Consider the following 11,138-nt stretch of genomic DNA (forward strand, 5'->3'; position numbering starts at 1 on the left):
TGTTTGGGTAGATTGCTAGAAATGAAGATGTTAATCACATAAGCTAAAACCTATAAGAGGATGTTCAAGAAGCCCAGTAAAAATGATATTTTTGTTCGCCTTTTTGAACACGCTCTATATAATCCTTTTTATTTACAAGTTCTTCACCTTGTTGAACATCTATTTAAGTGATTAAAGGAGGTACATATATTTTGGGTTCTATTCTTCGCAAGGCACGAGCGATTGCTATGATTTTATTGTTGGTCATCATTGTTTCGGGCTGTGGCGCCACGGGAGCGAATAAGGATGAGAAAGTTATACAGTGGAGTGGCGGTTGGCCGCGTCCACCATTATTCCAAGGGAATAACTTTGCTAATGGTGGGATTGGAGAAGCGACAAATTTTGTTTTTGAGGGATTAGTGCAAAATGTCCGAATCTCAAATGAGCAACATTTACGTTTAGCAAAATCAATTGATTTTCATGATGATTATGCAGAAGTTAAATTAGTCGATGATGCGGTCTGGCATGATGGAGAGCCTTTTACAAGTAAAGATATTTGGGCGTATTATATATTAAACAATGGGGCAGAAGTCACCCAGTATATGAAAGAAATTGAACTTGTAGATGATAAAACATTACGAATTCACTGGTTGGAACCTCAAGCAAATGAGACTGTCCTTTCCTTTTTATTAGGACAGGATAAGCAGGCTACGATTCCTTATCATATTTATGGAAAGTATGTTGATCGGGCTGCTGAGTTACTCAAACAGGCATCGCCTTATACGGAAGAAGAACAACTAATCCAAAAAGGGAAGTTTGGTTTGGAAATTGACGATGATTTGCAAAAGGAGATAGATAAAAACTGGCAGGACTTTCTTGTGGCGGGGCCGGAAATGCCAGTCGGAACCGGACCTTTTACAATAGAGCGAGTAACATCTTCAGATATGTTGCTGGAAAAATTTTCTGACTATTATCTTGCGGACGAGATTAAATTTGACAAGGTAACGATTAAAAATCCTGGGACTGAAGGTGCAGCTGGATTTGCGTTATTGCGCTCCGGCCAAATTGATTATTTTGATGGTACCCCACCGCAGGATATTCTTGAATCATTATTAGCTACGAATAAGGATCTTGTCCATTTTAAAATGCTAGATCCGGCTTCAGTTGGTATTTTATATAACCAAGACCGTCCGCCGTTTGATCAAAAGGAGTTTAGACAGGCAATTACGTATGCGATTGACAGATCGAAAGCACGCGAAGTTGGAAATGTATATGGGCAGGAACCAACAACATCGATTACAGGGCTAGTACCATCAGATATGGAGAATTGGATAAAACCAGAAGTTATAAAGGATATGCGCGACTATTCATACAATCCGGAAAAAGCCGAGGAAATGTTGGAGGATCTGGGTTGGAGTCGTGACAAGGAAGGCATTTGGCGTGATCCAGATGGGGTTCGCCCTGATTTTGTCATCGGTGTTAATGCGACATGGCAAAATGGTCTGATGCCTGGTCAAATTGTGGCTGAACAATTAACAGCTTTTGGTATTCCGACCCGTTTAATGGCAGTCGATGGAACCGTTTACTTCGATAATGTCTCAAAAGATGATGGACTTTATGAAATGTCCCTTGACTGGGTCGATGTAGCTTGGGGATTTATGTTTCCTTGGCAATCCATTCGTGAAGTGTATGAAGGGAATATTGCGAAGATGATGCATATGCCTCGTTATGATGAAGATCATGAAGATCCTGAAAAGCGAGATAAAATTAATTTGCGTTTAAAGAGTTATGACGATGTTGAATTTGATGTGCGAGAAGTTATGCAAAAGATTCCATATATGGATGAGGAAGAGTATACGGAATGGTTTTCGCGAATGGCATGGGTCAATAACGAAGAAGCGTTCGGTGTCAATTTGTTCCAGAATGTAACAGGAACATGGTTAAATCAGGCTCATTTAGATGGATTACCGCTAGAGTCGCAGATTGAACAATATGATCGCAATATTCCAGTACCAGAAACAGATGAAGACATGCGTGAGGTGCTAAAGACAAATTGGTTCAATTCTGGTATTCAGCCATTTATTGAAGGACAATACCGACCGAAAGAATAAGGAGGGTTTCCATTGACACGACGGATATTTTTAAAACGCATTCTCCACGCACTAATCACCATTGTCCTTGCTGTTGTTATTACTTTTGTCCTGTTAAGGCTAACGCCCGGCAATGCGATTGACCAATGGGCAAGGGATTATGCGATTCAATACAATATTACCATTGATGAGGCTTATACGCGTGTTGCGAATATGATTAATTATGATCCAAATGAACCGATTATCCAGCAGTTTACCCGCTATGTCGGCAATTTGTTACAAGGAAACCTCGGTTATAGCATGGTACATCAGGGGCTGCGTGTCAATGATATTATTGCTAATGCTTTACCGTGGACCCTGTTTGTATCTAGCATTGCCTTGGTTATTAGCTTTATTATTGGCATCTATTTAGGAGTAAAGATGGCGTACAACCGAAAATCATGGATTGATCCTGTTATTTCCATATACTCGGTTGTGACGAATGCAGTTCCTGATTTCATCTTAGCGATACTTCTCTTAATCGTATTTTCTTATGGATTAGGATGGTTTCCAATAAACGGGGCATATGATTTCTATTTAACACCTGGTTTTAATCTCGCCTTTATTAGCAGTATTTTTTACTATGGAGCACTACCTATCCTTACTTATGTGTTGACGTTAATTGGCCAGTGGGCATTGATGATGAAAGGGAGTGCAGTTAGTATTCTTGGTGATGACTATATTGAAGCAGCAAAAGCGAGGGGATTGCCGCAGAAGCTGATTGTTCGAAAATATGTGCAGAAGAATGCCATTATTCCATTGGTTACGCAGCTTGCCGTCTTTTTAGGCGGAATGCTTGGTGGGGCGATTCTTGTAGAAAATCTGTTCCAATATCCGGGAATTGGTTATTTTATGGCTGAAGCAACAAAACAGCGTGATTATATTGTGATGCAGGGGATCCTGCTGTTTATTGCGATTACGATGATCATTGCTAATTTTATTGCTGATTTACTATACAGTAAATTGGATCCAAGAATCCAGATTGAGGAATAGGGGTGAAACGATGCAAGGCGTGATCGATTTTTTTCGAATTATAATATCGAACCGACGTTCATGTGTTGGTTTAATCATAACAGTATTTTTCATTTTAATGGCAACCGTCGGTCCAGTTGTTTTTCCATTAGATACACAAGTGGATTATGAAAATCGCTATCAGCAGCCAAACTTTGAACATTGGCTGGGAACGGATTACGGCGGCAGGGATGTATGGTCGCAAATTGTTCACGGTTCACAGGAGGTTCTGCTTATCGGTCTGCTGGCGGCGGTTGTGACGCTGATTTTTGGAGCAGTACTAGGAATGATTTCTGGGCTTGTCGGCGGCAAGCTAGATACGGTCATTATGCTGGTTACTAATCTATTTTTGACCATTCCTTCCTTACCTGTTTTTATCATCCTAGCGGCTTTTTTATCCATTGAAGATCCATTCTCATTTGCGCTTGTGTTGAGCGCATGGAGCTGGCCGGGACTGACAAGGGCTGTTCGGTCACAAGTAATTTCATTGAAGGAACGGGATTTTATTGTGATTTGCAGAGTAATGGATTTAGGCTTAGGTCATATCATTTTTAGAGAAATTATGCCCAATATTGTCTCCTATTTGGCAATTAATTTCATTATGATTATGCGTGGGGCGATTGTTGGGAGTGTAGCGATTATGATGCTAGGATTAGCCCCTTATTCACCAACCAATTGGGGACAAATGCTGAACCTGGCGATTTCTCAAACCGGAGGAATTTTCAATCCAAATGGCTATGTCTATGTTCTGTCACCAATTGTTTGTCTCGCTTTGTTTCAACTAGGGACGATCTTCTTTGCAAATGGGCTCGATGAAGCATTGAACCCAAGACTTCGAACAAGGGGTGGAGCATAAATGGAAACAGTCATTGAATTTGAAAATGTCAACGTGTCCTTCCCGATGCGCGAGGGAACAGTTCAAGCGGTTCGTGATGTTTCGCTCCGGATTCCGAAGGGAAAGGTAACAGCTCTTGTGGGTGAAAGTGGAAGCGGGAAGTCCACATTGGCTTCCACCCTACTAAGAATGGTTTCTGCACCAGGAACGATATCAGCGGATTCTATTCAAGTTGATGGGCAAGATGTGACGAAGATGTCCGAGAAACAACTGCTCAATTACCGTTGGTCTGAAGTATCGATGGTATTTCAGGCGGCACAGAATTCATTAAATCCTGTTGTAACAATTGGGGAACAATTTGTTGAAACATACAGGGCACACCGGAAGGATGCAAAAAATGAAGTGATTGAGAAAAGAGCAATCGAATTGCTTGAATATGTTAAGCTTGAACCCAAACGAGTTTTACGTTCGTATCCTCATGAACTAAGTGGGGGAATGAAACAACGGGTCATGATTGCTTTTAGTTTGTTGTTAGAACCAAAAATAGTCATTCTGGATGAACCAACAACGGCTTTAGATGTCATTACACAAGATTCGATTTTTTCTATTCTCGAACAAATCAATCGTGACTTGGGCATTACATTGCTTTTGCTTTCACATGATATCGCTGTTGTGGCAAAGGTAGCTGATTATCTTGGTGTCATGTATGCAGGAAAGATTGTTGAATTTGATGAAATTTATACCATTTTTGAACATCCGAAGCATCCTTATACGGAGGGATTGCTGCGAGCGGTTCCTTCACTTATTCACGACTTAGAAACGATAAAGCCTATTCCGGGAGCTTCACCTAATCTACTTAATTTGCCAAAGGGTTGTCCTTTTCACCCGCGATGTGAATATGTAATGAGTCATTGTAAAACAGTGGAACCAGAATTAGAGTTATTGAAGGACGGTTATCGTCCTGCTTGTCATTTATTTACTGACAAGGAAAAGGAGGCTGTAGGAACAAAATGAATCCATTGTTGAAATTAGATAATGTGTCCATGCATTTCCCGAACAAAGATAAAGAAGCGAAAAATACAACCATTAAAGCGCTGTCGAATGTCAGTATGTCCTTATACCCTGGAGAAATTATGGCGATTGTAGGGGAAAGCGGCTGTGGCAAAACAACGCTTGGAAAAGTTATTGCTGGGTTGTACCAGCCAACAGGCGGGAACTATTATTATAAAGAAAATGATGTTAGTAAATTAGGCGGGAAGAAACAGAAACAGTATCGAATGAGTGTTCAACTTGTACAACAAGATTCCTATGCTGCTCTGAATCCGGCAAAAACGATCCAACAATCCTTGGCAGCCCCAATTATTCGTCATAAGATAGCGAAGGGAAGACAAGGCATCCGCACAAAAATAATTGAGCTACTTGAAACTGTTGGACTAAAACCAGCAGAGCAATTCCTAGGAAAATTTCCTCATCAATTGAGTGGAGGTCAACGCCAACGGGTATTAATGGCAAGGGCGATTTCACTTGATCCTGAAGTGATTGTTGCGGATGAACCTGTATCAATGGTAGATGTTTCGTTACGTCTCTCTATTCTAAATTTAATGACATCATTAAATAAAAAGCTAAATATTGCTTTTATTTATATCACTCACGATTTAGCAACTGCTCGATTTATTGCTCAAAATGGTCGTCTAGCTGCTATGTATTTAGGGAGAATTGTCGAGTTAAGTTCTGTTGGAGAAATGATGGATAATCCTCAGCATCCTTATTTGCAGGCATTGTTAACAGCAGTACCGATTCCTGATCCGAAAATCGCGAAGGAAAAAAATGAATTGCCATTAAAAGGATTAGAGGTGCCAAGTCTTGTCAATCCACCTGGCGGCTGCTCTTTTCATCCGCGTTGTCCTTATGCAACGGAATATTGTAGTGAAGAATTACCACCATTGCGCAAGGTCAAACATGGGGTAGTGGCATGCCACTATGCAGAGAGGATTCCGAAATGGCACTTAACAGCTTCTTCAAATTAATTTTTCATTTTGCTGTCATTTTTGCGGTTTTCAGCGGTCTGTTAATTTTCCTAACGGAGCCAAAGACAGTCGAGTTCCAACTCGTCTGCATAACACTGGTCATTAATAGTTGCATTATTATTGGCACTCTTATTTTTAGTTGGTGGATGAAAAGAAGGCACGAAATAAATCGTGAGTAGGATTGGTTAAAAGCTTGTCCGCAATAGAGGATGATCTGCACTGGATTGTGTGGTTACGCGGTAAGGGATGTACATGAGATAATAAAGAAATAGAATAGGATCAAGATAAACGGAGCTGCGGGTATGTAGCTCCGTTTATTTTATCGTTAGCTTGGTGCGGCTGTTGAATCACGAATAACAAGATTAGTGGGCAATAAAACCTTTTTAGGTTCAATTTGCGCTTTTTTGCGGATTTCTAACAATAATTTAGCTGCTTCATAGCCTAGTGTATCAAAATGTTGCTGGACTGTAGTTAGAGGTACTTTAGCGTATCTAGAACTTTCGAAATCATCAAAACCGATAATGGAAAGATCTTCTGGGATCTTTATACCCATTTTTATCAATTGCTCCATAACTTCAAGGGCCATGCGGTCATTTACACAGAATAAAGCAGTTAGATTCCCTTTTTTAATCGTAGTTACGAGTTCATTGTAATCTAGCTTTGATTGTGAAAAGAAAATAGTGGGATCACTCGGCAGGTTAGCGTTTAACAGAGCGTGCTGGTAACCAAGATATCGTTCTTTTTCTGAGTTTAAAAAGAAATCATAAGCACAAAAACCGATTTTTGAGTGACCTAAATCAATTAGATGATTCACCGCCTCAAATCCCCCGTCATAATTATTACAAGCAATACAAGGTAAGGGGATTCCCATTGGAAATCGATCTAATAACACAATCGGGATTCTCTTTGATTGAATGTCTGTTAGATACTCTTTAGCAGCTTCTGGATCTGAGGAATAAATTAATAATCCTTCGCAATCTGTTTGAATTAATTTTTTTACTAGATCCTTTTCTCGATCAATATCATTTTCAATGAACTCGATGATTAACTTATAACCATGCTTGGAAAGATAGGATTGAATCCCTTTCATAATTCGCATATAGGAGTTGTCGTACATGTCCTTTCCAGATAATACAAATGTAATTAATTTTGATCTTGTTTGATCTTTTTGTTTTTGTTCGGAAATAAAGCTGCCCTTTCCTTTAACACGGTAAATTATACCTTCATCCACTAACTCAGCTAAGGCTCTTCTAACTGTAATGGAGCTGACGCCGAGTTTTTCGATAAAATCCTTCTCGCTTGGTATACGTGCATGAGCGGATAACTCTTTATTTTGAATCATGCTAAGTATATAATCTCTTACCATTTGATACTTTGGAACAGAGAACTTTGACTCCTTCATATTTTAACTTCCTTTCATAGTTGATGAATCTCAAATGTGTTGTTTATTTATTAACATTAAAGGTAAAATAAAGCTTGATTTTTATTTTCTTTTATAATAATGTGTATGTATACCTTTCTAATGAACATAGTATAACATTAAAAACGAATTCTATCTATATTGGAAGTGAATAATCTATTTATCCAAGGAAATGTAATCGCTAACAGTTCCATTCGAGTATATCACAAATGTAAAGAAACTTTGCAACAGGTGACTAGGCAAGTTTTAGCGATTCATGGGGAGGTGATGAAAACTGAGTTCGTAAAGTTTATTGGTAAAATAGATTCATAGTTTATTCTTACACGAAGACCTATTGTTTTTATTATCTTAATATTGTGTGAAGTAGGTTTCCCTCATATGAGTGTGAGCGAAAGTAAATCTAAAACACACAGACTAGGCGGAGGAATAGGAATGAAAAGATTTAAAAGTTATTGTCTTACTTCATTAGTGATCATATTAGCGGGCATATTTAGTGGCTGCCAATCTCAAAATGCAGGAAATGAAGGGAATGACCCGGAGGTTGAAAAGTCGGTGACGATTAAAATCGCCTATCTTTTCGATGGAGATACATGGGAGGAAAGGGTGGGTTCATTAGAGAAAGATCTCAAGAATATTAAGCTAGAACGGATTCCTTATGAAAATACGGTGGAGTCACTTCAGGAAATATTTGCAAAAGGTAATAAACCAGATATTATTATCGGTCCAATTGAACCGATGAAGGAACTTGAAGTGATTGAACCACTGGATGAATTAATAGAACAACACAATTTTGATCTTGATTCTCTCAACTCTTCCTTAATGAAGAATGTTCGCTCGTTAACAGATGAGGGAAAGATTGTGGCATTTCCAGATAATCGGCCTTTTTTTGCACTCTACTATAATAAAGCTGTATTCGACTTGTTTGGGCAAGATTACCCGGATCAGAATACAGCTATGACATGGGATGAGGCAATTAATCTAGCCGCAAAAATGACAGGCGAGAAAAATGGTACACAGTACGTTGGCATGACTCATGGACCTTTTGCTGGCTTCGGCCCGGGTACTTGGCCGTTGGATGAACTGGCCACGAATATGACGGATCCGGAAACAGGGGAAGTGAACATTCAAGATAATCCTCCGCTTAGGAAATACTTCGACTTAATGGCAGAATATTATAGTTTTCAAGGGATCCACGATGCGGAGTGGGAAGGCGATTGGTTTGCTGAAGGAAAAGCTGCGATGTTTATTGCGCAAGATGCCTATCTTGATAGTGTTGAAGATCAGAATTTTCTAGAATCTCTTGAAATGGTTCCAGTTCCAATATGGGAAGGCAGCCCTGATCAAGGTCCGTATCGAGGGTTTTGGTCAATGATCATTACGAATTATAGTGAGCATAAAGATGAGGCATTTAAAGTGTTGGAAGCCTATGTATCTCAAAAACATCAGTTGGAGGTTACAGAAAGTGGAGTCATGGGATCTATTTTGGCGGATCCTGAAATCCACCAAAATTATGCGATCAATGCTCCTGGCCTTGAAGGGAAAAACCGTGAAGCTTTCTTTGCCCAAGAGCCCGCGGTATATGAAGATACAATAAGTCAATGGGACAACTATGTGGATGTGGATACGGCTATCGAAAAAATGATTGAACAAGATAAGGACATCAATACGATCATAAGGGAATTGGAAGAAGAATCTTCCGGGAAAATAAAGGAAGCGATGGAAGCAGGCGAATGAATAACCGATAGGTAAATGTGGCAACTAAAGGTAGCCTGGACGATTTAGAAAAGGATTAACTTAAAGATCAAGGAGAGGTTAATGGATGTCAAGAATCATGCAGAGAAAGCGAAGTAAGTTGTTACTAGTAGCATTGGTGGTATTGGTGGTAATCATGTCTCTTAACTTTAAATCGATATCTGCTCCCCCCGCGAAAGCGGAGGCTTCGAAGCCTTCGTATAATCAGGAACCTTTCAAGATTCAAGTCATTGATGCGGAGACAGGGAGAGGCATTCCGGCTGTAGAGCTGAGGACGACGAATAACATTCTCTACTATACAGACAGTGCTGGCTATGTCGCCTTTAATGAACCAGGTCTTATGGATCAAGAAGTCTTTTTCCATTTATCCAGTCATGGGTATGAGTTTCCCGAAGATGGTTTTGGAAACCGCGGTCAAGCGGTCGACACAAAACCGGGTGGAAGCATCACGATCGAGATGGATCGAGTGAATATCGCTGAGCGACTATATCGAGTCACCGGTCAAGGTATTTATCAGGATAGCGTCCTGCTTGGTCTGACACCACCAATCGAAGAACCGCTTTTGAACGGAAAAGTGATGGGTTCGGACTCGGTTCAGACGATCGAATATCAGGATAAACTGTACTGGTTTTGGGGAGATACGGACAGACCAGCATACCCATTGGGGAACTTCCGCGTAACTGGAGCTACTTCGGAGCTACCAAGTAGAGGAGGGCTTGATCCTGAAGTCGGTGTCGATCTGGATTATTTTATCCAAGAGGATGGATTTGTCAAAAGCTTGGTACCGCCGTTACCTGATGGGGCTGGTATTGCTTGGGTATTCGGCCTAATGACAGCAGAGGATGAAAATGGAAAGGAACGGCTACTTGCAGGTTATAGCACACATACACCTTTGAGTGCCTTTGGTATTCTTGTTTTCAATGATGAAAAGGAAGAATTTGAGCAGTTGGTCGAATTCCCGGACAAGGAGGACTGGCGTCACCCGGGTGGACAGGCAAGCTATTATGAAGAAGATGGGGAAGGGTATTGGGTGTTTACTGAACATAATATGCCGAATTTAAGGGTACCGGCAACGTTTGAAGCCATTCAGGATCATGAACAGTATGAATCTTTCACTTGCCTCACACCTGGAACGACTTTTGATGGAGAAAACACATCATTAGAACGTGATGAAGACGGAAATTTGGTATGGGACTGGAAATTAAACACAGCTCCACTAAAGCCAGATCAAGAAAAAGAGTTGATCGATCTTGGACTAATCAAATCAGATGATCCACACTATTTCCAGCTTAAGAACGTGGATACAGGCGAGGATATCAGAATTACATCTAGCTCTGTTGAATGGAATGAATATCGAAATAAGTATGTGATGATCGGACAGCAGACTGGAGGGGACCCTTCCGTTCTTGGGGAAGTTTGGTACACAGAAGCATCAGCCCCACAGGGACCGTGGGAGACAGCTAAAAAAATTGTGACACATAATAACTATACATTCTATAATGTGGCACATGACGAATTCTTTGATAAGGATGGTGGACGCACGATCTTTTTCGAGGGTACTTATACGAATACGTTCACTGATCATGAACCAATCCCGCGTTATAATTATAACCAAATGATGTATAAGTTGGATTTAACAAATCCTAATCTGACACTGGAACCATCAGATGGGGAAGATGATGATGGAGAGGACGGAGAAGAAGAACCAGCAACAGTTGCTAAGCTATTTTCAATCTTAGCAAACTATGAAGATGAGTATCCATCTGAGCGGGCTTATCGAGCACTCCAAGTTCATCTAACAGCGTTGCAGCAATATGAAGATAAAGAGGAAGCGAAGAAAATTGTCAAACATACGAAAAGTTTGCTTGGTTTACTCGATCAACAGAAGGAAGATGACTTGATTCCAGAAAAGGCCTATGAAGAATTGAGTGCTGGTGCAGAAGAGTTACTGCAGAAATGGGAATAGTTGGCTCGTGTGTATAAAA

At 40.3% G+C, this 11,138-nt stretch carries 8 protein-coding genes; 7 read left to right on the top strand and 1 reads right to left on the bottom strand.

Going from position 1 to position 11,138, the window contains the following annotated elements; all coding sequences use genetic code 11:
- The first annotated feature begins 191 nt into the window (after nucleotides 1–191).
- The 5 genes from IPU53_RS22530 to IPU53_RS22550 are packed head-to-tail and all read left to right on the top strand — an operon-like array spanning nucleotide 192 to nucleotide 5,981.
- Complete coding sequence (locus IPU53_RS22530; protein WP_207453425.1) at nucleotides 192–2,090, top strand: ABC transporter substrate-binding protein; 1,899 nt, start codon at nucleotides 192–194, stop codon at nucleotides 2,088–2,090.
- A 12-nt stretch (nucleotides 2,091–2,102) separates the two neighbouring features.
- The gene (locus IPU53_RS22535; RefSeq protein WP_207453427.1) at nucleotides 2,103–3,101 is read left to right on the top strand and encodes an ABC transporter permease; all 999 of its coding nucleotides are present in this window, start codon (nucleotides 2,103–2,105) and stop codon (nucleotides 3,099–3,101) included.
- Between the two features lie 10 nt (nucleotides 3,102–3,111).
- Nucleotides 3,112–3,975 carry an ABC transporter permease gene (locus IPU53_RS22540; protein WP_207453429.1) on the top strand — a complete coding sequence of 288 codons (864 nt, stop codon included), beginning with the start codon at nucleotides 3,112–3,114 and terminating at the stop codon, nucleotides 3,973–3,975.
- A complete protein-coding gene (locus IPU53_RS22545) occupies nucleotides 3,976–4,968 on the top strand; it encodes an ABC transporter ATP-binding protein (RefSeq protein WP_207453431.1) in 993 nt (330 codons plus the stop codon).
- Nucleotides 4,965–5,981 (top strand): oligopeptide/dipeptide ABC transporter ATP-binding protein, encoded by a 1,017-nt coding sequence (locus IPU53_RS22550; protein ID WP_207453432.1) that lies wholly within the window; start codon nucleotides 4,965–4,967, stop codon nucleotides 5,979–5,981. Before IPU53_RS22545 ends, IPU53_RS22550 begins: the two co-directional genes overlap by 4 nt.
- Before the next feature lie 325 nt (nucleotides 5,982–6,306).
- Here the strand turns inward: IPU53_RS22550 and IPU53_RS22555 are convergent, their stop codons facing one another.
- Nucleotides 6,307–7,383: a LacI family DNA-binding transcriptional regulator gene (locus IPU53_RS22555; protein WP_207453433.1), complete on the bottom strand. Its 1,077-nt coding sequence runs from the start codon at nucleotides 7,381–7,383 to the stop codon at nucleotides 6,307–6,309.
- 450 nt (nucleotides 7,384–7,833) lie between these two features.
- Here IPU53_RS22555 and IPU53_RS22560 point away from each other — a divergent pair, with 450 nt between their 5' ends.
- Both IPU53_RS22560 and IPU53_RS22565 read left to right on the top strand, forming a co-directional pair.
- The gene (locus tag IPU53_RS22560) at nucleotides 7,834–9,135 is read left to right on the top strand and encodes an ABC transporter substrate-binding protein (RefSeq protein WP_207453434.1); all 1,302 of its coding nucleotides are present in this window, start codon (nucleotides 7,834–7,836) and stop codon (nucleotides 9,133–9,135) included.
- 85 nt (nucleotides 9,136–9,220) lie between these two features.
- Nucleotides 9,221–11,119: an FIMAH domain-containing protein gene (locus IPU53_RS22565; RefSeq protein ID WP_242698511.1), complete on the top strand. Its 1,899-nt coding sequence runs from the start codon at nucleotides 9,221–9,223 to the stop codon at nucleotides 11,117–11,119.
- Nucleotides 11,120–11,138 lie beyond the last annotated feature (19 nt).

The organism is Bacillus sp. SD088, from assembly GCF_017355205.1.
In the GTDB taxonomy this organism is placed as follows: Bacteria; Bacillota; Bacilli; order Bacillales; family Bacillaceae_C; genus Lederbergia.